At 37.8% G+C, this 22,392-nt stretch carries 16 protein-coding genes and 1 tRNA gene; 8 read left to right on the forward strand and 9 right to left on the reverse strand.

The window, feature by feature from the left end:
* Positions 1-10: 10 nt before the first annotated feature.
* Complete coding sequence (locus tag H5084_RS15545) at positions 11-2,269, forward strand: PilZ domain-containing protein (RefSeq protein WP_182691341.1); 2,259 nt, start codon at positions 11-13, stop codon at positions 2,267-2,269.
* Between the two features lie 409 nt (positions 2,270-2,678).
* Here the strand turns inward: H5084_RS15545 and serB are convergent, their stop codons facing one another.
* Positions 2,679-3,710 (reverse strand): phosphoserine phosphatase SerB, encoded by a 1,032-nt coding sequence (gene serB, locus H5084_RS15550; RefSeq protein WP_310735765.1) that lies wholly within the window; start codon positions 3,708-3,710, stop codon positions 2,679-2,681.
* A 103-nt stretch (positions 3,711-3,813) separates the two neighbouring features.
* Here serB and H5084_RS15555 point away from each other — a divergent pair, with 103 nt between their 5' ends.
* The 6 genes from H5084_RS15555 to H5084_RS15580 all read left to right on the forward strand — a co-directional run bounded on the left by H5084_RS15555 (position 3,814) and on the right by H5084_RS15580 (position 8,992).
* Positions 3,814-4,443 carry an AhpA/YtjB family protein gene (locus tag H5084_RS15555; protein ID WP_028866945.1) on the forward strand — a complete coding sequence of 210 codons (630 nt, stop codon included), beginning with the start codon at positions 3,814-3,816 and terminating at the stop codon, positions 4,441-4,443.
* Between the two features lie 138 nt (positions 4,444-4,581).
* Positions 4,582-4,657: transfer RNA gene (locus H5084_RS15560), tRNA-Val, on the forward strand.
* A gap of 412 nt (positions 4,658-5,069) precedes the next feature.
* Entirely contained in the window at positions 5,070-6,086 is a 1,017-nt protein-coding gene (gene fepB, locus H5084_RS15565) for a Fe2+-enterobactin ABC transporter substrate-binding protein (RefSeq protein ID WP_182691342.1), read from the forward strand.
* On the forward strand, positions 6,079-7,119 hold the full coding sequence (locus H5084_RS15570) for a Fe(3+)-siderophore ABC transporter permease (RefSeq protein ID WP_182691344.1): 1,041 nt from the start codon (positions 6,079-6,081) through the stop codon (positions 7,117-7,119). The genes fepB and H5084_RS15570 overlap by 8 nt, the downstream gene beginning before the upstream one ends.
* A complete protein-coding gene (locus H5084_RS15575; protein ID WP_182691346.1) occupies positions 7,116-8,138 on the forward strand; it encodes an iron chelate uptake ABC transporter family permease subunit in 1,023 nt (340 codons plus the stop codon). Before H5084_RS15570 ends, H5084_RS15575 begins: the two co-directional genes overlap by 4 nt.
* A complete protein-coding gene (locus H5084_RS15580) occupies positions 8,138-8,992 on the forward strand; it encodes an ABC transporter ATP-binding protein (protein ID WP_259396849.1) in 855 nt (284 codons plus the stop codon). Before H5084_RS15575 ends, H5084_RS15580 begins: the two co-directional genes overlap by 1 nt.
* A 47-nt stretch (positions 8,993-9,039) precedes the next feature.
* Here the strand turns inward: H5084_RS15580 and fes are convergent, their stop codons facing one another.
* Both fes and H5084_RS15590 read right to left on the reverse strand, forming a co-directional pair.
* Positions 9,040-10,353 carry an enterochelin esterase gene (gene fes / locus H5084_RS15585; protein WP_182691348.1) on the reverse strand — a complete coding sequence of 438 codons (1,314 nt, stop codon included), beginning with the start codon at positions 10,351-10,353 and terminating at the stop codon, positions 9,040-9,042.
* Between the two features lie 65 nt (positions 10,354-10,418).
* Positions 10,419-11,447, reverse strand: a complete 1,029-nt coding sequence (locus tag H5084_RS15590; RefSeq protein WP_182691350.1) for an AraC family transcriptional regulator — start codon at positions 11,445-11,447, stop codon at positions 10,419-10,421.
* Positions 11,448-11,586: 139 nt separating this feature from the next.
* Between H5084_RS15590 and H5084_RS15595 the strand changes: the two genes are divergently transcribed.
* The gene (locus tag H5084_RS15595; protein WP_182691352.1) at positions 11,587-13,632 is read left to right on the forward strand and encodes a TonB-dependent receptor; all 2,046 of its coding nucleotides are present in this window, start codon (positions 11,587-11,589) and stop codon (positions 13,630-13,632) included.
* A 308-nt stretch (positions 13,633-13,940) separates the two neighbouring features.
* On the opposite strand, the gene H5084_RS15600 is transcribed toward H5084_RS15595, so the two are convergent.
* The 6 genes from H5084_RS15600 to H5084_RS15625 form a co-directional block, all read right to left on the reverse strand.
* Positions 13,941-14,681 (reverse strand): DUF1499 domain-containing protein, encoded by a 741-nt coding sequence (locus tag H5084_RS15600; RefSeq protein ID WP_182691354.1) that lies wholly within the window; start codon positions 14,679-14,681, stop codon positions 13,941-13,943.
* A gap of 315 nt (positions 14,682-14,996) precedes the next feature.
* Complete coding sequence (locus tag H5084_RS15605; RefSeq protein ID WP_220485986.1) at positions 14,997-15,581, reverse strand: MepB family protein; 585 nt, start codon at positions 15,579-15,581, stop codon at positions 14,997-14,999.
* A 140-nt stretch (positions 15,582-15,721) separates the two neighbouring features.
* Positions 15,722-16,129, reverse strand: a complete 408-nt coding sequence (locus H5084_RS15610; RefSeq protein ID WP_182691356.1) for a GNAT family N-acetyltransferase — start codon at positions 16,127-16,129, stop codon at positions 15,722-15,724.
* A 514-nt stretch (positions 16,130-16,643) separates the two neighbouring features.
* A complete protein-coding gene (locus H5084_RS15615; RefSeq protein WP_182691358.1) occupies positions 16,644-17,960 on the reverse strand; it encodes a cytochrome c in 1,317 nt (438 codons plus the stop codon).
* Between the two features lie 6 nt (positions 17,961-17,966).
* A complete protein-coding gene (locus H5084_RS15620; protein WP_182691360.1) occupies positions 17,967-18,500 on the reverse strand; it encodes a (2Fe-2S)-binding protein in 534 nt (177 codons plus the stop codon).
* On the reverse strand, positions 18,497-21,298 hold the full coding sequence (locus tag H5084_RS15625; protein ID WP_182691362.1) for a xanthine dehydrogenase family protein molybdopterin-binding subunit: 2,802 nt from the start codon (positions 21,296-21,298) through the stop codon (positions 18,497-18,499). The genes H5084_RS15620 and H5084_RS15625 overlap by 4 nt, the downstream gene beginning before the upstream one ends.
* Positions 21,299-22,392: the final 1,094 nt, after the last annotated feature.

Genomic DNA, 22,392 nt, shown 5'->3' on the forward strand with positions numbered 1-22,392 from the left:
TTTTAGTACTATGCTGGATAAAATTTTCTTTGGTGAAAGTACTAGCGATAAGTTTCTGATCAAGATGGAATTAAGCCGACTTGCTAAACCTTGCTCTCGAATTATTGACCTGCGTGAAAAGGTAACTGATTATACGCAACAATTCACGCACCAAGATATAATGCATTATCTCACCCCTTCTGCAGATAAAGAATTAACAGCGGCAATTAAGTTATATGGTGACTATACCATTGGTGCTTATGAGCAAGTGTTAGAGCATGTTCAAAAAGTAAAACAAGAAAAATCGACAACCCCTGGGGCCAAAACATCAGCGGTAGCTGACTCTAATATTACTGAAAATATTCAACTAGACAATCACAATAAACGATTTGCGGCTCGTATGTTTTTTGTATCAAAAATAATGGTCACACTTGAAGATGGATCTGAACATCAAGCAAGCACCTCAAACATCTCAATTTCTGGCCTAAAAGTTAAGTTATCAGAAAAGTCGAACTACCTTGATGATCAATTTATTAAGGTTAATTTTATCGCTTTAGGTAATGACTACAAAGATAAAGCCATCACAGGACAAAAGTTAACTTATCGTTTAGTCAAACAACAACAAGAGAAAACTGGATTTTATCTGTACTTAAACTTGGAGGACGACAAGCCAGATTTTGTTAATTTCATCAAATTATTTATTCGTAATAATCAATATAAATATAAATTAGATGTACATTATCACTTCCGCCTAGCGCGTGAAAAACTCATTAGAACCAGTACATTAATGTACTTAAGTAGTTTACCTATTTATCTTAATGCAGCTCAGAATTCTCCGTTAATATTTTCACTAAGAAACCTGGCTAATGGAGGAATTTTAAATGATTGGCATTCTAACAATACAGACCAATTGTCTTATTTATTCTCCCGAAAGCGTTTAGCGACAATGTTGAGCATGGCGCAGCCAAAACTTTCAACAACGGTATATTGTTTTACGTATATTAGTAAAGGTGAAGAATTTTTCTTATCAGCAACGGAAGAAGAATTAAAAAATGAAAATTTAAAACATTTATTTCTTGAATATGGACGAACTAAATCTAATTGGCGCTGCTACCATCTAACGTTGCAAAACTATGAATATGAAGCCCAAAAAATACACGGGTTAACAGATATAAAACCATCAATATTTGATGATATTACGCATCTTGCAACTTTAACTGAAATAGCTACCAATGAAATCATTGAAATAGATCATCGTAGCGATGAAAAAAGAGACCTCAACTTATTAAATATCTTTGTGCACCGAGAAAAACAACCAGGCTTTGTTCCTGTCTATGATCTGTTTCCTGATGAATTACGGAAAGAAGAACGTTATAACTTTAACAGTGTAATCAAATTAACAGCGGGCAAGGAAATTTGTACAGGAAAAATAGTTGATTTTTCAATGTCTGGTTTAAAAATACAATTGGATGCTAAAGAATCGTTGGCAAGACGTAGTTTAATTAAAATTGATTTTATCGAGCTACAAAAGCTATCTAAACAATTCATTCTTTCTAACATTGAATACCGTGTGATTTTTTCTGGCCCAAATAATACCTTTCACTTGCAAGTTGCTACCCGTGATAGTTATTTAACTATGCACCAATTCTTTTCAATTTTAATTAACAATAACCCAACACACTTTCAAGTCATTCCACTTAAGGCGAATAAACAACCAGTAACGTCACGTTTACAAGAAGCGGCAGAAAGTGCACTACATCCCGCCTTTTTCTATGTATCAACACAAAATTTAAAAGCAAAAATTGGACTATCTTCTATTGCTGACACGTCTAAGGCACTCAAGCAATTATTTAATATTAATAGTGAAGCTATAGGTAACAATAATCACCTAGCCTTATCTAATAAAAGGTTATTAGAACGTATTTTACATACTCCATTAAGAACAGTGTCAACACTTGAAAATTCGCTTAATTTTGAGTGTACTATTTATGTTCAAAAGATATTAGTTGCGAATAAAAATTGGGAAATCAATAGCTACTTAGATGAAGACTTTAAATCTAAAGAGGTTAAAAGAAAGTTTATTTTAGAAAATAAAGAACTGAAGCAACTACAAATATTGCATTACCGACTAACTTCCATTAAAGCACCTGATTTAGCGGTAATTAGCTCAGAAATAAATATTCTATCCTGCTATGCAAAACATCTTGGCCAGCGTATTGAAGAAGAAATACTGAAAATTAATGCCTTGATTCAAGTGACAGACAGAACTAAGCAAGTACTGGGCGATTAAGGTTTGTTGTTGATAGTTGTATTTTGTTAATCATTGTTTGTTAGTGATAATTTACTGTTGGTCATTAACTGTCGCTGTTTATAGTTGTCTATAGAAAAATTACCTGTTAAAGATTGCAGTTCAAAGAAATAGCTCGTCAATGCAGGCATAAGCTCACTTTTATTAATCAAGCTAGGCGGTGCATACAAACAGTTTGCTCCGCTTATTTAATCTTGCAACTAATAAAAGGTTTACTTATTGCTTATGCCAACTTAATTTAGTGTATGGTCAATTATTGGCAAGGAAAAACACATTAATTTAAGGCAGAAATCGCCTCAAATGGTTGTTCTCTTTGCAAAATGTCTAACACAAAAGTGATGTATTTTAACCAACAAGAATGTTCAGCTGTTTAACGTAATTACTATTACTATTACTTAGCTTGTAAAGGTAACGAAGCAATAAGTAAACACAACGCTCCTTCCAAATCTAAGTGATTAAGTGCAACTGCAGCTTTCTCTTGCACAATAGGCTTAGCATGTATAGCAATTCCCATTGCAGAGGCCGCCATCATTACTAAATCATTAGCACCATCTCCAATAGCAACCGTCTGATTCATAGGAATCTCAAACGTTGCCGCTAACTCTTTTAGTGTACGCGCTTTAACATCAGCATTTACAATTTCACCCGTTACTTGGCCTGTTAGCGTTTCATCAACAATCTCTAAGGTATTCGCATAAGCCGCATCAAAACCATGATCCGCTTTTAATCGATTAGCGAAGTAAGTAAATCCACCAGAAGCAATCGCAACTTTCCAATTCGCCGCTTTTAAGCCAGCAATTAATGCCACTAAACCTGGCATGAGTGGCATATTATCGGCAACTTCTTTAATCACCGACTCAGGTGCTCCTGCTAACTTGCCGACACGGGTACGTAAACTTTCATTAAAATCTAACTCACCTCGCATTGCCGCAGCAGTAACAGCTGAAACTTGATCACCAACACCATATAAACGAGCAATCTCATCAATACATTCAATCTGTATCGTTGTCGAATCCATATCCATCAACACTAGACCAGGTACTGCAAAATTAGGTAACTGTTCAACTAAGGCAACGTCACACTCATGTTCAAGTGCAAACGCGCTAACAGCATCGTTTACAACACTTGGTAGCGTATTAAGAGTTAGGCGTATAAAATTAACCCCTTCGACCTCTCCTAAATTAGATAATACAACCTGTGAAACAGCTTCATTAATTAGTATTGTTTTTAAAGCAATTAAAACACGAGTGTTGAGATTTTTTCCCATTAACACTAATTCTGCCCGAGCATAAAATGCATTTTCTGGCGTATCATTAATTAAAAATAATGGTTGTCTCGCTTCAACTGAAGATTGCAAATCTACTTTCCATTGCAAAAATGAGATAGAGTGAGTAGGTACTTGAAGTGTTTTAATCGTTTCCACTGTAATATGCCTATAGGTTAATTGCCGTAAAAATATTGCTCACAAGATAGCGATTGCTAATTTATAATGCAAGCGTAGATACGATAACAAAGGGTTTAAAAGTATGGTTAACAAGCTTTTCTGGATAAAACGTACGTTACAGGTCGTAACTATGTTTGCACTATTTGCAGTGATTGCTTATCAATTTATTGCCCTACAAAATGAATCGAATGAAGTCCGTTTCCAGCAAACAGAGAAATTTTCTTATTCATTAACCAATTTAGCCGCCGCTGAAGCATCTCGCTATTTATCACAAAAAAACCAAGAAAGTTTACAACTACTGATTGATGATCTCAGTGAAGATCCGATTGTTAGAGATGCCATTATCTACGATAAACTGGGGCAAATACTTTACCAATCTAAAGCATCAATCCCTTTACCTGTATTACTCAAAATTGGTGGTAAGCAAAGTGATCAAGCAGAGGGTGTTATCCCCTACATCGCAGAGCTTTATGCCGATGGCACTAAGATAGGCTATATCCGTATAGCTTTGGAACAAGAACGTATTTTAAGTTTAATTCAACATTATCAGCAACGTGGGTTATCGATAATGTTACTATTAATCTTACTGTCTTTCATAGCAGGGACATTATTAACCGCCATTTTCTATAAAAAAGTCACCAGTATTTACAGACAGCTCATTGCAGAAATCCCAAAACTTATTGAACGCACTAAAAAAGAGGCCACTAAATAACCTTAATTGCCGTTAAAACAGGCGAACAACAAGCGCAGTGCACAAAAAAACATCAAACAAACTAAAGTTGCTAAAGTTTCATTGACAGCAGTGCCAAGATGTCGCAAAATCACTTCGCTTTCAACAGCTTCTATATAAGCTCGCTTAACTCAGTTGGTAGAGTGCCGCCATGACATGGCGTAGGTCACTGGTTCAAGTCCAGTAGCGAGCACCATTTTTTAGTCTTAGTAATTCTTCAAGTTTAAATAAGAAAATCAGTACCAGCCCCTCTTTTCTATTTTTAAAATTTCAGTTTTAATCCCTCTATAATTAATAACACCTTAAATTATTAAATCCAACATATATCAAATCATATTGCTTCTTTATCGTGCAACGATAGACCAGACGTCATGCGTTATCTGTAAAAAACACAACCCATCTTTTTCTAACGATCTATTTAAAGTGTTATTTATTCGCTTCTTGATAATAGTGCAGAATGCAGAATGTTAGTCTATTTGACAGTTCAGCCTTACCAAGCGACTACCTTAATAAATAATTTTAAAATCCATTAACACTAATAGTTATCATTTGTATTAAATAAATGAATTTAACGATATAATCATATTATTTTATTCAAGGTGTTACGCATGATTCAATTACTTGTCCGCCCTTCCTTAATACTGCTTATCGGACTTGTATTAGCAAGTTGTGGTGAAGCACCAAAAACCAATTCAGCATTAATACTGGATCAAGTTGAAAAAAACCCTGCAGGTTGGCCAAGAAGCATCATGACTTCACAGGGCCTATTAACACTCGATAAACCACCGCAACGTATCGTGTCTACCAGTGTAACTTTATCTGGCACATTACTGGCAATAGATGCCCCCTTAGTCGCCTCTGGCGCCACCATGCCCAATACCAACGTCGCCTCAGAAAAAGGCTTTATGCGTCAGTGGGACAGTATTGCAGAGCAACGTGGTGTAAAAGCCTTGTATCAAAGTGAGCCTAATGCCGAAGCTATTATTAAAGAAAAACCCGATATTATTATCATTTCAACCACTGGCGCTGACTCGGCAATGCGTTTGTATGATCAACTCAAAGATATCGCCCCTACTCTGGTCATTCGTTACGATGATAAAAGCTGGCTGCAATTGGCACAAATATTTGGTGACCTGTTTGGGTTAGAAGCACAAGCGAAATCAGTCATTGATTCATTCCAACAACAAGCTATACAAACCAAACAAAGCATCACATTACCTGCACAACCCACTACTGCGATGGTTTATAACCCTGATGGCAGTGGCGCCAGCATTTGGACAAGCCAATCAGCTCAAGGGCGTTTACTAGAAGAGTTAGGCTTTACGCTTGCCACCATCCCAGATTCAATTAAAGGCGATATTAGTATGGGCGTTCGCGATGACATTATTATCGCTAAAGGTGAGCGATTCCCAGATGCAGTGACCGGTCAATCCATTCTATTATTTGCTACTGAACAAACGTCAGAGAAACTAGTACTCAATAATAGTTTCTTACAGAACAATAAAGCAGTTCAAAATAACCAAGTGTATGCCGTTGGCAACGATACTTTTAGACTCGATTATTACAGTGCAACGAATCTGCTAACACGATTACAGGCGTTATTTGGTGACAGTAACAATGACTAATGGTCAGACGCTTAACGGTTCAACAAGTCGCTATCAATGTTTCAAATCAAGTCGTTTTCAATGGTTGATGCTTTGTATAATATCGCTGGGTCTAATCATGGTCGCCAGCCTATGTATTGGTGCAAAATCATTATCGATCACTGATATTTATCATGTTTTATTTTCCGACCAACCCGGATTAACCAGTTCAATTATCTTTGAAGGTCGTTTACCAAGAACATTAAATGGCTTATTTGTGGGCATGGCCTTAGGTACTTCAGGCGCCTTAATACAAGCAATCACACGAAACCCATTGGCAGACCCAGGCATACTCGGCATCAATTTAGGCGCTAGCTTGGCAGTCGCCATTGCAGTGGTATTTTTAGGCGCTACCCAGTTTAGTGACTTTTTCATTTATGCCGCGCTAGGTTCATTAGTAGCGAGCTTATTGATATTTGCTATTGGTAGTCTCAGTGCAGGTAAAGCTGACCCGCTTAAATTAACCCTAGCGGGTATCGCATTAGGGGCGGTATTTGCAGGCCTTAGTTCTGCATTAATTCTATTTAATCCTCTAGCCTTTGACCAAATACGATTTTGGACAGTAGGTAGTTTGGATATTCGCACTCTGTCAGTTCCTTTATATATCGCACCTGTTGTTATTGCCGGTTGTTTATTAGCCTTAAGTATTACACCCGCATTAAACGCGTTTGGTTTAGGGGATGCATTAGCGGCTTCGCTGGGCAGTAATCCTATTCGTGTGCAAATAGTGGGTTTAATTACCATTACCTTATTATGCGGAGCAGCAACCGCCGCCGCAGGCCCAATAGGGTTTGTTAGCTTAATGATGCCTCATATTGCCCGTTGGATGGTTGGCCCTGATCAACGATGGATCATTCCATTCAGTTTTATTCTCACACCTTGTTTATTACTTATTGCAGACATTATCGGCCGAGTTCTAGTGGTTGGTGAATTAAGAGTCTCTATTGTCACGGCTTTTATCGGCGCACCTATTCTTATTTATCTGGTACGTCGAAAGGGAGCGAGTAGTTTATGATCGCCAATAGCAGCCATTCTTTACGTACCCCTAAACGGGCCATTTTAGGCCCAGCTTTTGTGTTTACTTTAGCGTTAGCCTTAATCTTTTTTACCCTGTTTATTGGTCATGGCATTAGTGATGGCATTGCCAACAACCTAGAAGGTATTTGGCAGTTAATCATCGGTGAAGCAGACAAATATCAATCGATTGTTGTATGGCAATGGCGAGCATCAAGGTTATTCGCGGCCCTCATCATTGGTGCCACACTAGGAATTAGTGGTGCCGTTTTCCAGTCATTGGTCAGAAATCCACTTGGTAGCCCAGATATTACAGGCTTTAATGTCGGTGCTTTCACAGGTGTACTGATTGCTATTGCCCTATTTGGTAACCTGTATTGGTACAGCGTTATTGGTGCATTAATCGGTGGTTTAGGTGCGGCGGTTTTAGTTTATCTGTTTGCTTATCGTGATGGGCATTCAGGCTTCAGGCTGATTATTGTTGGTATTGCAATTAGTGCTACTTTAACCGCGTTTAATCAATGGTTGTCACTGACCGTTTCATTAGAAACCGCAATGACCGCCGCTTTATGGAGTGCGGGATCATTAAATGGCATGACTTGGTCACGCATCATGCCAGCGACCCTATTAATATTGGTGTTAATCGGTCTCTCAATGCTATTAAACACCCGTATGAAATTATTAGAAATGGGCGATGACACCGCAGCAGCATTAGGTATTTCAGTCAATAAGACACGCTTGGTATTAATGTTAGTTGGCGTGTCGCTAACCGCAGTGACGACGGCCATCACCGGCCCAATCTCTTTTATTTCATTGGCTGCCCCACAAATAGCACGTCGGCTGCATCCACAACGCCATATTACCCTGTTTGGCTCTGCACTAGTGGGTGCATTGCTGCTCACCAGTGCTGATTTCATTGCTCAACATAGTTGGCAAAACACGAGCTTGCCCGTAGGACTTGTCACCATTAGCTTAGGTGGCCTTTATCTAGTTTATTTGATTATTCGAGAAGGTAAATAATGACACAATCATCATTTAAGGCACGTTGTATCAGCACATCAGAAACAATGACTGATCAAGCAGCACTTGAAACAAAATCAGTAACCCTAGCCTACGAACACAATGTGATTGCCAAAGACCTCTCAGTGGATATTCCTCACGGTAAATTCACGGTTATAGTCGGACCAAACGGCTGTGGTAAATCGACCCTATTACGCTCATTAAGTCGTTTGCTGGTGCCTAAATCAGGTGAGATTTTATTAAATGGCGAGAACATACACAGTCAATCGACACGAGAAGTGGCTAAAAAATTGGGTTTGTTACCACAATCTGCCATTGCCCCTGACGGCATTAAGGTCATCGATTTAGTTTCACGTGGCCGATTCCCGCATCAAAAATGGTTTCAACCTTGGTCTGAAGCGGATCAAACAGCCGTGGAATTAGCCATGCAAGCGACAGGCGTAATGGATTTTGCGCAGCTCAATGTCGACCAGTTATCTGGCGGCCAACGTCAACGGGTCTGGGTTGCGATGGCATTAGCACAAGAAACATCATTATTGTTATTGGACGAACCCACTACTTATTTAGATATTGCACACCAAATTGAACTGATGGATCTATTTCAAGATCTTAACCGGATTCAAGGCCATACATTAGTTGCTGTGTTGCACGACCTTAATCATGCTTGTCGTTATGCGGACCATTTGATCATGATAAAATCAGGTGAAATAATTGCCACCGGTTCACCGAATGACATCATCACCGAAACACTTATTGAAGCAGTATTTGGTTTGTCCTGTTTAATTTTACCTGATCCTATTTCGCATACGCCGTTAATTATACCCCGAGGCAGAGCCTCAACAGTCACCAATTAACGAAATGAAGCTTAAATTAAATCCACACTAATCTAAAACTAAACAGGCTAAACCTGACTGGGTAAAAGCGAGATTAAACCGTTTATCAAAGAAGATCGCCATGATAACCAATCGTGGCCACCATCCACTTTTTCATACGTAATATTCGCACCATGTTGCTTGAAAATTTCATAATGCAAATCGTTATAAACGCTTAATTGTTTTTCAGCATTGCCTACGGTTTGATAAATATATAAACCAGCAACACTCACCTCATTATTTGATACCCGATCAGCTAAGCTGTTTTTGGGTACTATTTTGTTCCATTCTGGATGCGCTGATTTATAAGCATCTGGATCTTGCATTCTTTCAATCTCCGGCCACCAAAACGAACCAGATAATAAAATAACCCTAGTAAAGTACGTCGGAAAATATATCCCAGCGAAGACAGCTGATAATCCACCTAAACTTTGTCCTGCCACAATGACCTCTGTGATTGATTTTTCCGATTGTAAAAGCCTATCTGTAACTTGAGGTAACAACTGTTCCGTAACCGCTTGCCAAAATAGTTGAGAACAACTCAGTTCCTGCCACCTTGTTTTACTATCAATAGAAGGAATTAACAGGTAATGAGCGGGTGTTAGTTTGTTAATATTAGTTAAGTATTGCAGCACAGATAGCATCCCAGAATCTGCCCCCCATTTTTCTCCATCCAATAAAATAACTAAAGGCGCTTTGCCCGTCGCCGTAGAAAAAACCGTACATTGACGTTGATTATCCAGTTGTTCAGCAAACCATGTAACATTAACATTTTCCGCAATAGGTAAATTAGTAAGCTTACCTTGATCCCATTCTTGCCAACCTAACTCACGTGATGCATTCGGTAAATGTAATGGTGAACTCAGCCCCCAACCAGAGGCAACAGAAGGAGCTCGATTTAATGAGTCCAGCACTTGCCGTTTAACCACTTTTAACCACCAGCGACGTTGTGCATCTCGACTTTCGTCTTCTTGTTTAACACGTTTGGGTGATTGGTTCGCTTGAATCGGTATAAAAGAATAACTGCCACGCCATCTGTCATTAATGTCCAAACAAGCAAACCATAGGTCGCTATCGTTATATCGGTTTAAACAACTAGGCTGCCACGTATTGTGGTTGGTCAATCCGTTAACATTTAAGATAACCGAGCTGGTTGTTGAAGAGTGCTTATCGCCTTCAGGATCCTGCCATATAAATAACACGAGACACCGTCTACCCTGTTGTACTTTGATAAAAGGAGCTTCACTTTTAGATAAGTCATTCCACCATCGAGAAGAAGCAATGCCTTTATTTGAGAGATTAAAATACGTTAATAAACTGTCTAATGGTAATGCGTTGTTCATTAATAACCTTTTGAAATTTGACACAAGTGTTGCTAAAAAATGTAATAAGTAATCATTTAAAGCATCTACGCATGATCTGTTTTAACAATGAGATCCTGTGGTGGAATACCAAACGCTTTTTTAAATGCACTGGTAAAATTAGAAGGATGGCGATACCCAGCATTATAAGCGGCTTCAGAGATTGACATTAAACCCGCCTCAAGTTGCTGTTTGGCAATATTTAAACGCCGACGACGAATATAACCTAACACACTGATACCCAGTGAACTTTTAAATTTATGTTGCAAGCTAGAAATACTCATTGCCGAAAACTTTGCTAGGTCACTAACAGATAAATCCATGTATAAATTAGCTTCGATATAAGACACTAACTTATCTAATACAGGATCGTATCCTTTTGATTCATTGATTAAACTGGTGTTCTCAAGCTGCTTTATAACACTCGCGGCATCATTTAGTTGCATGAGCACCTTAAGCAATAACTGCTGCGTTAAAGATTCAAGGTGTATTTGCTCGATGGCCGTACTTGGTGTACTGGATTCAATAATATTAGTCGTTAAATAAAGTATCTCAGTTGTTAATTGCAGTTCAAAATTAGCTAAATGTTGGCTAATAAAATGACTAAAATTATCATCACAGCGAATACGATGTTCAATCCATTGGTGCAGTAATATGATGTTAAGTTTAGCGACTTGATTATCTTTATATAACGTTCGACGAAAACTCACAGGTTTTGTGAGACTAACCACCACGCCACGTTGTTGCTGTGTTGCATCATAAAAAAAGTTTAAATCATCATAACCAAAGTCTAATTTACCTGCTAACAATATGGTGATACAAAGCGATTTTTTGGCAGTAGCCAGTACTTGAAAATCGACTAATTCCTTAGTCTTTCCCCCATGTAGTATAAAGTTATTATTCACTTGATAAGATATCAGGTCGCCTTCTATTAACGCTAAGCTTTGCTTGTTTTTATCTGTTGTATTGGTATTAGAGTGACTGTCAGATATGATAGTTTTTTGCTTTAAATCTCCAATTGTTCGAATAAAAGTACCTTTAGGTAAAGTCTGCTTTAACTTCCCTTTAAACTTCATAAAATTTTTTTCCATAACTGAATAGCCGTTTTGCATAACTTATTGTGCTGTGATCTTAACAGTAATTACATTAACATTAATGATAATAAATATCATTACCAATTAATATAAAAACAACTTAATAATGGAACTAGTAAATATGAAGCATTGCAAAGTATATGCAGGCATTATGATCGCGTTAACCGGTCAAGTCATGGCAGAAGAACCTTCACAGACAGAAATGATCATTGTGACAGGGGAAAAAATGGATAGAAATATCAAGGAGACCACCACAGCAATAACCCTAATTGAAGGTGAAGATATTGATAAAACGGGGGCCAAAACGGTGAATGATGTGATCATCAAAGCCCCCAATGTGGTCACCTCAGGATTTGGTAGTGTTAATATTCGTGGTGTTAATGGTAGTGGAGCGGCAACCGGATTCTACGCGATTCGAAGTGGTGCTCGTCAACGTGTTGATACAAATGTCGATGGTGTTTCCGATGCATTTACTGGTTATAACTTTAGTGGTTCAGGAGTGTGGGATGTACAACAAGTAGAAGTAATGCGTGGCCCACAATCAACAACACAGGGTGAAAACTCTATTGGTGGTGCCGTTTCAGTTAAAACCAACGACCCTACTTTTGCGCCAGAGTATGCGATCCGTGGTGGTGCTGAACTTTACAAAAACGGTAATGTGATGAAAAACGTTGCATTAATGGCATCGGGCCCAATCAATGAACAATTAGCCTATCGATTCGCATTCGACGGTACCGATGGACAAAGCTATATTACCTACGATGGCGATACTGATACCGTGCCAGTCGATCCTGAAGATTCAAGAAACCTAAACTTCCGTGGTAAATTATTGTGGAAACCAGCCTTTAATGAAGATCTATCAATCAAATTGACAGCTAATTACCGCAAAGCAGACGGCAACTATTTGAACTGGGCAAACTGGGACGATGGTTCAGGGCATGAAGATGAAAGCTTCACCTTAGGTACTAATTATAATGAAGGCCTTGGCCGCAACTACAGTTACAACACACGTATTCAAGATTCTAAAGTTTACAATATTTCTTCGGAAATTAAATATAAGTTTAGTAATCAAATAGAGAGTAGCACCCTACTGTCATTTAATAGTCAGACAAATATTTTTGACCAATACCCAACCGAACAAACTTATAACTTTAAAGATAAAACGAGCAAAATAGAGAGCCAATTAACTTTCACACCAAGCAATTCTAAAGTCGATGGGTTTGTAGGTGTGATGGCTGCCGATCGGGAGAATACAGTTTCAAGTGAAAGCTTTTCTACAGAAGGTCAAACAGACGAAACACGCTTAGGTCTGTTCGGTGAAATGAATTATTACATTAACGATCAATTCACACTGACAACTGGTGCACGAGTTCAATACGAAAAACAAGACAGATTATTTACTGCGACTTATGTGACTAATGATATTGATGATGATATTGATGATGATATTGAAGATGTGTTTGTATTACCTAAACTTGCTTTAACTTACAGCCCAAATGAAGATACAACGTTTGGAGTTTCAGTTCGTCAAGGTTATAACTCGGGTGGGCTTGGTTACTATAACTACGCAGGTGCTTCTGAGGTTTATACTTATGAAAGTGAAACGGTCAATGCCTATGAACTAAGCGCTAAAACAGCATTAAATAACAGCACCACCATCAACACAGCCATTTTCTATAATGACTACACAGACTACCAAGGTATTTCTGATTACAAAATCACTAACGTAGGTGAAGCACATACAATGGGGTTAGAAGTTGAATTATCTCACTGGTTAACTGACAGCTTAGAAGTACGTCCGTCAATTGGTTTATTAAAAACTAAAGTTGATTCAGATGACAGCTTTGCAGGTAATGAATTATCAAATGCCCCAGAGCTAAATGCATCATTAGGATTAACGCAATACATTGGCGAAAACCTAACACTAGGTGCCGATGTGACCTACGTCAGTGAATACTACTCTGACCTTGATAATACTGAAGATTACAAAGCTGGTAATTATGCAATCATAGGTACAAGTGTTGATTATACTGTCGGTGATCTATTAATCAGTGGTTACATCACTAACTTAACAGATGAAGACGTAGTGTATTTAATTAACGGTGGTTACCGTGCATCAGTAGGCCAAAGCCGTACTGTCGGTTTAAACTTAACTTACCGCATGTAATTAAAACTTGTAGTCCTTGCAGCTATTGCAATAGTTCAGTAATTTGGGGAGTTTTCACTAAGCAGGGCTAACGCCTCTAGCATTAAAAAAGGTGGATCAGCAATGATTCACCTTTTTTATTCATACAGCCAGCATTTAACCAAATACATTAAGCCTGAGGGTAAAGTATACAACGCTGAAGTGATGTATTCTAATCTGCAAGGTTTAGTAACCTTCCTCGATTAAAAATGCATATATCTACTGTTGGTTGTATTGCTACTTATTTAGCTACTCATATAGCTAATTGATTCACTTAACAATAACTAGCATTAAAAATCCTCAATAAACTGACGAATTCGTTTGGCATTTTGTCCCCGATCACCACGACCTACTCGAGAGTGAGATCTAATATCTATAATACTACTGTTGCCAGTATCGCGAACTCGAATAACAATATCGTCTTTAAAGCCAAAAAAATCGGTTGTGGCAACGGCTTCAATAACTCCGCTAACATCATCTTCTGCAATTAGTTCCCACCCTGAATCGGCAACTATTTTAAGACTACGTTCAAAAGCAGCTTGGCGACTAAGTTCTGATTGGATAGGTGTAATATCAGGAAATGCGACTGCTTGCCTTGCCACAGCCGATTCACCAGGATAAACCAAAGTATTGCTATCACTAGGTCTAAATCCTGCAACCGCATCAAACTGAGGCGGATCTAAAGTATCCGTAGAAATATCATTAAGTGCAGGCCCTGCAGGCGAGTCATATTCAGAGGGTTGACTAGTTACAGCTACAAAAACGAGCGCAGAAAGCATTAGTGCCGCAATCCCACTCATTAAGCTCGAAATCAGCTCTCTACGAATCAATGAAAAGATCAAAATTACTGTCGAAAAAATAGCGATACCGGCACTTACCTGAACAGTCATTCTTGTTAATCCTGCGGCATCCCTAAACCCCATCGTTCCACCTTTTACACTAAACATGCACCAAACAACGACTGATATGCAAGCAACACTGGCAACGAGTGCAAGAGCAGCCCATTTTTTCGGTTTTTGTAATAATGACATTAAAAATCTTTCCTTTTTTAAAAAATTACATTAGATATCTATTTAACTTCACTTTATTTATGAACCACAAAAATTTCACTTTAAACATTTTATAACTCAAATTAGGTCGAGCTTACAGAGGAATAGGTTAAGGCTAGGTTAATAAAGACAGGAGTAAGTAACAACATATCGTGAAGAACTATCGCCTCAAAACCACAGAGATTAACATTAATTTTCAAAGGAAAAATCTGACTCTCATTCCTAGCTCCCCGCCCCCAAAAAAAACGATATAAAGAGAAACAACCTGAAGCAATTGTTAGGTGTGAGTGACGTACTTTATATTTGAAGCAGCTTTTTCAATTCACAGGGGTTTATTAAACCATTTTCATCAATATCTACAAAAAATGGAATTTGCCAGCGTTGGGTTTTCTTGCCTGATTCAGAAAACAGCTGAGTACCACCCCCCCCTCTATCTTCGCTCCACGGAGGAAATACTCTAAAGCCAGTTTTTCCTTTACTTTTTACCGAAGCTAAAATCCCTTTTTCAACCAAGAGAGAAACAGGGAAGATAAACATGCCATATTTAGTGCTATGTTCAAGCCCTTCCACAATATTCGAATGGCTCTCTACTTGTATAAATAAATAATCGAGATCATCAGATGTTAATGGTATAGGTTTATTGTTATTTAAATCCTCTGAAGGGCGTTGCCAAACAGCCAAAAAAGCACCTGGTCTATCTGAAGTAACCTTGCCCTTGCGATAAACAATACTTCGACCATTCAGATGGAAGTTTAACCCTTCATATTTGGCGCTTTCAGAGGTCGGATCTAGCGTTACCTTCTGTGTTATTTGATAACCTGATGGCACAAACTCTTTAATTAATAAAAATTCTAACTCATGTCGATAGTTTTTATTTCCCAAAATACACCTTTAAAATTTAACCTTATTAAGCTATTAACATGAAATTAGATCAAATACCTGACACATTGCTAAGCGGAAAATAATGGTTGGTTATATTCACGAAGCAAACGACAACGATTATTTTTTGTTTAAGCAACTTGTCATGCATTTGCACAACGCATTAATTTAATGCCACCGACATCAGTCGAAAAATCAAAACTCGAATAGAACGATTCCATTTCAGGCAAGCAATATAACTCGAAATGCTTTACCTTTTTTAACTTTTCATGGTTTTTGATAAGACTCATCATTTTTTGTCCTACCCCATTGCCACGACGACTATTACTTACAATCACATCAAAGATAATTGCCTTGTAAATAAAGTCACTAAGAATGCGAGCGAAGCCAATTAAGTGGCTGTCATCGTCGAGTATTCCAATACAAATCTGAGAGCCTTTTACACAATCTATTGTATCTTCTAGCGAGCGATCTTTAGCCCACCATACTTCTTTATATAATTGATGAACTTGCTTTATATGCTCATCTGAAAATTCGTAGATAATCGTCATATTTGATACATGCCTAACGAGGCTGTAGAATTTCTCATTTTCAGCCTGATTATTTAAAATAAAAATCACATTAATTCACATTTACTTGAGATTCAAATAGATTATTCACTTTTCAATAAATGATTGATTAAATTGAGTTGTAAAAACGTAGATGAAGCTAATTAGGCTGTATTATTGAGGCTAAAGGGCTTTGACCTGGCTTAAATAAACTACTCCTTAACTTCTCATCTTTATAATGAACAGTATGATCAAGGCAATACATCCGCCACTGGGTATTCACTTTCTATTGATAGATTGCGTAAAAACGCCGTTTAATTGGCGCCGTCTTTGCTTAAACGAAAAATTCTAAACGTAATGAACGACTCATCAATACCCCTATAAATTAAGAGTGAAGAATACAAGTCTAGCTTAAATAATTAACAAATAAAAAATGAAAAATTTGACCTTATATTTTAGGAACGTCTTCCCCTTGTACAATAGAGGGGAAGAGTATTAGGTTGGTTTAATAATGGGGTTAATTATGAACTTTTACTCCCATATGATTTAAATAACCATCTTCATTCAATTGCTCTCTCACCTCTTTAACTTCTGATGCGGTAATCTCAGAGCTGGTTTTATTACCCCATGTTGTATTTGCAAAATTAACTAAGTTAGCAACATCCTGATCTGAAATACTATCCGTAAAAGAAGTCATCGCAACAGACCCTTTTACTAAACTTTCTTGCTGTTTTGGAAGACCTCGAAGGACCACTGCAATAGCATTAAAAGCAGAATCATCTTTGAAGATGGAATTGTTATTCAATGCGACTACTGCATTGGGTTTTCCTAAACCATCAGCCCCATGGCAACCTGAACAATACGCTGCATAAGTGTTATATCCTTTGTCTGACTTTTGTTGTGCAGATAAATAAACCCTAGGTGGTGTAAGTGAAGCATCTATCTCACCTGGTTTCATATCCAATAGGTATACAGACATAGCTAAACGTTGTGCTGGCGTTAAATGGCTTAAGCTTTCTTGAATAACCAATTTCATACCACCGAACGTTGCACCTTGATCTGAATTACCTGTTTCAAAAAAGTCGGTTAAAGAGCTTAACGTCCAACCATTTTTCTTTAGTGCTTCTGGTGTGATAGAAACTGCATTCCAACCTTCAAGTACTTGGCCTTCTAGTGCTTGCTCTGTTTTCATTGCATATGCTAAATTTCTTGGCGTATGGCACTCACCACAGTGACCTGCTGCCTCTACTAGATATTTACCTTCATTCCATTGCTCACTTTTACTGGTGTCCGGTTTAAAATCTGTATCGTCAAAAAACACTTGATTCCATGCGCCTAATGTAAAACGAATATTTGCTGGAAAAATAATATTATTATCTATGTTTTTCACAGGAATGCCGTTGATAGTTTTCATATAAGCCCATAATGCATCCATGTCTTCATCACTTAATTTTCGATAAGATGTGTAAGGCATCGCTGGATACAAGTTACCGCTGTTTTTAGAATAACCATATTTTACGGCATGATAAAAATCTTCACGGCTATAATTCCCGATACCATATTGTTTATCCTGCGTTATATTTGTTGAATACAATGGGCCAAAAGGTGTCTCGAATTCTAATCCCCCAATATAATCTGCACCACCTTCTGTGGTGTGGCAAGCGAGACAGTCACCTTCATAAGCAACAGCTTTACCGCGTGTTATTTTCTGCTCTAATGTCAACGTAGATTCTTTTTCTGCAGGAACCTCAACATGCAGCCCACTCCCGTAATAGATAAACAGTAGTGGAGCTGCGAGTATGGTAATAAAACTAAAACTGATAATTTTTTTCATAATCACCTACTTAATGAGTTCAGGTTGCGAAAGAATTAATGTTTCCATTGCCTCATAATATTTCACATAACCGGTGCAACGACAGACATGTTCCCCTAATGATGCTTCAATAGACTCTCGAAGTTGTTCTTTTGCGATAGGGGTTTTCTTTAATTCTTCGTAATAACCAACAGCTTCATTAACAAACCCAGATGTGCACCAACCACATTGAAATGAAAAGTTCTCAATGAATGCCTGTTGAACAGGGTGTAATGTCATTTCTTGTGTTTTAACATCAATCCGTGCATGACCTTCAACGGTAGTTAATTCCATACCATTAAATGCAGCAACACCAGTAATACAAGTTCTATGAGTGTTATGGCCTGTCATCGTTTTTTCTAAAATAACACAGGCATGACAAATACCTGCACCACAACCAAACTTAGTGCCGGTTAAATTTAAATATTCATGTAAAAAGGCAATCATCATCGTACCTTCAGGTACTTTTGTTGGGCCAACTTTTTTTCCATTTAAGGTAAATTCTATTTCGTTATAATTCATCCGTTTAATCTCTTTTTAATTTGTTCTGCGGTAATTGGCGTTTGATCGAAGCGTTGTCTTGTCGCATGAAAAATAGCATCTTGGACTGCTGAAATAACAGGCATCATAACAACTTCTGCAATGCCTTTAGGGCGTGCTGTTTTATCTGATGTAGGGAGAATTTCAGAGGTCATTGTCCAAACGTTTACATCTCTCGCCATCGGCACGTGGTAACGATTAAGGTTCCATGTGCCGTTACCAGCACCTTCTTCAAATGAAGGTAAATATTCATGTAACACATGTCCTAACCCCATGACTAGCCCTCCTTGTATTTGACCTTCAACGATAGGTTGAGAAATAACCGGTCCTGCATCAAGTACACTGTGACTACTTAATATTTCAACCTTGCCAGTATGTTTACTGATTGCTAATTCGATGAGGCAATCACAAGGTGCGTAATAGGTCACCATGGCATTGTTATAGCTGGTACTTGGGTATTTAACCCAATTACGTTTAATTAAATGATATCCGAGGTTATCCATGGATTGTTTTTTAGAGGCTGTTGCGCCATCGCCGTAACGAACAGCTACTGCGTCTAATGAGTGAATGCGTTTATCACCCTCAATCTCAAATTCAGCTTCAGTCCAAGACCAGCGATTAACGGTATGAGCAACAGAGCCAGTAATAAGACCTTGGTCGTGTGCTTTTTTAGCTAATATAGCAAGTGATAATGGTTTATTGTCTTCAAATGTTAACTTGCCATCACGCCATTTAGCGTTGCTTAAGTCAGCGTTCGTTTTTAATTTCCACAGTAAACGTGCGGCAGGCAAAATGCCGTAAAGATAAACTATATTACAAGCCCCTTTAGTCGCTTCTGTTTGGAATGTTGCTGAGTCTGAAGCACTACTTGCCATATGCTTCACTGGTGTCCATAGAGGATCTTTAGACATTTCATCTTGTTTTTCTTGACTGATAATATATGGGTTATCAGTTTCATACAGTTGTAATGCTTTCCATGTTTCGGTGACGGCTATTTTCACTTCACCGGCAGCTTGCCCAAAAAAATCATGGGTCAATAATCCTTGGCTTGTTTGAGCACCAGAACCCATTTCCATGTATTCTATTTCAAGAATTATTTCACCGTCAGCAGTAATATTAACCGCCGAATTAGGCCCAACATTACCAGTGCCATAGTTTTTTGATAATAAGGAATAACCTACGCCAAACAATTTATCAGGGTTGATTGCTTCATAGCTTTTTTTATTCGTAAATCTTTGTTGCCAAACAGGGTGTTTTTCCGCTTTATCTAATATTTCTAAGTATCGGAGTTCACCGTCAATTTTGGCACCTTGCGTATTAAGGTCATTAGTTTTTAATAGATTTTTTCGGCGAATTTCAAATGGGTCCACGTCTAGTTCAGCTGCTGCTTGAGTAATCATCAAGTCAATCACAGGCATACATTGAACGGACCCATAACCCCGCATTGAACCAGAGGCTACGTTACGAGATTGGAAAGCAGTCGCTTGTAAATCACTTTTAGGAATATTGAAGATACCTTGCATAGCTGACATACCAGCAGAGGCAACACTTGCTGAAAAATTCTCTCGGCCACCACCATCAACTTCAGATTTAGATGTTAACGATTCAATCTTCAATGTTTTTTTATTGATAGCTAATTGGTTATGAATCTTAAATGGATGACGTTTTAAGCCTGATTGAAATTGCTGGTATCGGTCATTTGCAATACGGATAGGATTGCCATCTGAAAATAAACTCGCGGCTAACGCATAGAAAGGAAATACTGAATGATCTTTTGCGCCAAACCCCCCACCTACAAATCCAGAATAAAGCACTAAGTTTTTAGTTTCTTTACCTTGGTTAGAAGCTTTAACCATATGCACGGCCATTTCAGTAAAATCTGTTGGATCTTGACAGGTGACCGCCCCATGAAGCGTTTTTTCTTTATCATCGTACCAAATATTGGCAGCTTCAGGTTCTAGCATTACAGGGTCAACAATTTGCGTTTGGTAATGTCTATCAACAACATGTAAATCTGGGTTGGACATATCTTGGATTATTTTATCAGCATAAAACATACCTCTTTCACTCAAACTTCCATTCACATTTTTGGTTGTCGGCCATTTAGGTTGTCTTAATTGATAAGCAGGGAAAAATAATCCATCTTTGAAGGGCGAAAAGGTATCGACACCTTCTGTTTTATCCCCTGCAATTCTAATAACTCGCCACGCCGCATAAGGGTTACGTTCATAAAGGGGAGTTTTATCACCGTACTCAACTAGGTTAGGATTAAAGTCTAAACGTGATTTTGCAGCGTTAAAATCATCAAATTGGTCAAATAATAAAATAGCGACTGGATGACCGATGAAATGAGCCGTTTTACCTTTCGGTAGTAACATATCTTCACCATGAAACTCAGGCAAATAGATATTATTTTCTATTAAATCTTCCGACAATATGACTTTTGTTGGTGGTTTTTCTAAGAAACTTAAATTGATACCTTTGAATATATGATCTGCTTGCGTCGCACAAACGATGTAACCATGCCATTGGTTATCAGGCCAGTGTGTAAAGTCTTTTGATCTAAAATCACGAGCAAAAACTTTTTGCCCCGTTACTTTTTGAATCGCATCTACGCGATGCTTGGCTTGATTACCTTCCGCCCATGGTTGAGTAGGTTTGTATAAATAGTTTTGCTCTCTACCAGAAGCGGCTCTAGTAAGTGATGCAAATGAAACGCTCACGCCAGCAATGACCATTGTTTTTAGGAAGTTTCGGCGACTTTGTGTAAATTTTTTCATTATAATTACCTACATTTAGAATGTATAAAGCATCATTCGCATGATATGAATATCCAGACAATAGATTCAGTAATGTCGAGAGATTACTATGTAGTAATCTCTCGAAATTCAATAATTTGCTTCAAATTAGTACTTTTAGGAAAGCCTTAAAACTGAACTTATTGATATACATTGTGATGAACTAACACTTTATTTTAAACGCTATGCTATAGACAAAAGTTTAAAAAAACGAAGGGATATTACTGATCGTTTTATATTAAAAAATCCATGCAGTGCATTGTTAATGTTGAATGTTTCAGTCTAAACTATTTTATTTGAAATTGATAATTGATCTACTTTTAAATGACAGTGATGTAGTTTTCTTCTCTTTTAAGCTGGTTTTATTGATGGACTATTAACAAGAAGATTCGGGGTCAGGTCCTGACGGCCCTCCATAACTATGTTAATAATTTCAAATAGTAATGGTTTTTTGTTTGTAGGTTTCATGAAAATTAGCGATTATGTTGGTCACCACAACTAACAAAAAAGCTAATCATCATGAAACCGTCTACTATTTTACATACCTTTTTCATAATGTCTCAATTCAATGTTATTGAAGATAAAAGAAGAAAGGTAGCATTGCTCGATTGCATCGATGCGCTTAATGATAGGGCAACTTTAACGTTAACTGGATTAGGCCGTAAAATGCGAAACAAGCATGTTGCGACCAAACATAATATCAAACGTGTTTGTCGGTTATTAGTAATTCTCACCTACAAAGAGAGCGAAGTAAAATATATGCATTTGTTGCCCGCCATTTTTTACAGAAACTAGCTCCCCATCATCATTGATTGGTCTCCTGTTAAATGTGTCGATAAACAATTATTACGTGCAAGTTTGCCTATTGGGAGACGTTCCATTACGCTCTATGAAGAGATATTTCCAGAAAGTAAATTGGCATCACCAACAGCGCACACACACAAGCTGAGTGTCAGGTCTTTCATTTTGCATTACCGATTACCTTACTTTTTATCAGCCGATATAATACGGCTTACTAATGAATAATGTATTTTGAAATGATCACCGATTTCTTTCATTGTATATCCTCCTGATTG

The sequence above is a fragment of the Psychromonas sp. SR45-3 genome (assembly GCF_014163575.1).
In the GTDB taxonomy this organism is placed as follows: Bacteria; Pseudomonadota; Gammaproteobacteria; order Enterobacterales; family Psychromonadaceae; genus Psychromonas; species Psychromonas arctica.

What these genes read in the sequence shown, in the direction of transcription:
- H5084_RS15545 (WP_182691341.1), top strand. Translation starts at nt 11, where the DNA reads ATGCTGGATAAAATTTTCTTTGGTGAAAGTACTAGCGATAAGTTTCTG.
- H5084_RS15555 (WP_028866945.1), top strand. Translation starts at nt 3,814, where the DNA reads ATGGTTAACAAGCTTTTCTGGATAAAACGTACGTTACAGGTCGTAACT.
- fepB (WP_182691342.1), top strand. Translation starts at nt 5,070, where the DNA reads ATGATTCAATTACTTGTCCGCCCTTCCTTAATACTGCTTATCGGACTT.
- H5084_RS15570 (WP_182691344.1), top strand. Translation starts at nt 6,079, where the DNA reads ATGACTAATGGTCAGACGCTTAACGGTTCAACAAGTCGCTATCAATGT.
- H5084_RS15575 (WP_182691346.1), top strand. Translation starts at nt 7,116, where the DNA reads ATGATCGCCAATAGCAGCCATTCTTTACGTACCCCTAAACGGGCCATT.
- H5084_RS15580 (WP_259396849.1), top strand. Translation starts at nt 8,138, where the DNA reads ATGACACAATCATCATTTAAGGCACGTTGTATCAGCACATCAGAAACA.
- fes (WP_182691348.1), bottom strand. Translation starts at nt 10,353, where the DNA reads ATGAACAACGCATTACCATTAGACAGTTTATTAACGTATTTTAATCTC.
- H5084_RS15590 (WP_182691350.1), bottom strand. Translation starts at nt 11,447, where the DNA reads ATGAAGTTTAAAGGGAAGTTAAAGCAGACTTTACCTAAAGGTACTTTT.
- H5084_RS15595 (WP_182691352.1), top strand. Translation starts at nt 11,587, where the DNA reads ATGAAGCATTGCAAAGTATATGCAGGCATTATGATCGCGTTAACCGGT.
- H5084_RS15600 (WP_182691354.1), bottom strand. Translation starts at nt 14,681, where the DNA reads ATGTCATTATTACAAAAACCGAAAAAATGGGCTGCTCTTGCACTCGTT.
- H5084_RS15610 (WP_182691356.1), bottom strand. Translation starts at nt 16,129, where the DNA reads ATGACGATTATCTACGAATTTTCAGATGAGCATATAAAGCAAGTTCAT.
- H5084_RS15615 (WP_182691358.1), bottom strand. Translation starts at nt 17,960, where the DNA reads ATGAAAAAAATTATCAGTTTTAGTTTTATTACCATACTCGCAGCTCCA.
- H5084_RS15620 (WP_182691360.1), bottom strand. Translation starts at nt 18,500, where the DNA reads ATGAATTATAACGAAATAGAATTTACCTTAAATGGAAAAAAAGTTGGC.
- H5084_RS15625 (WP_182691362.1), bottom strand. Translation starts at nt 21,298, where the DNA reads ATGAAAAAATTTACACAAAGTCGCCGAAACTTCCTAAAAACAATGGTC.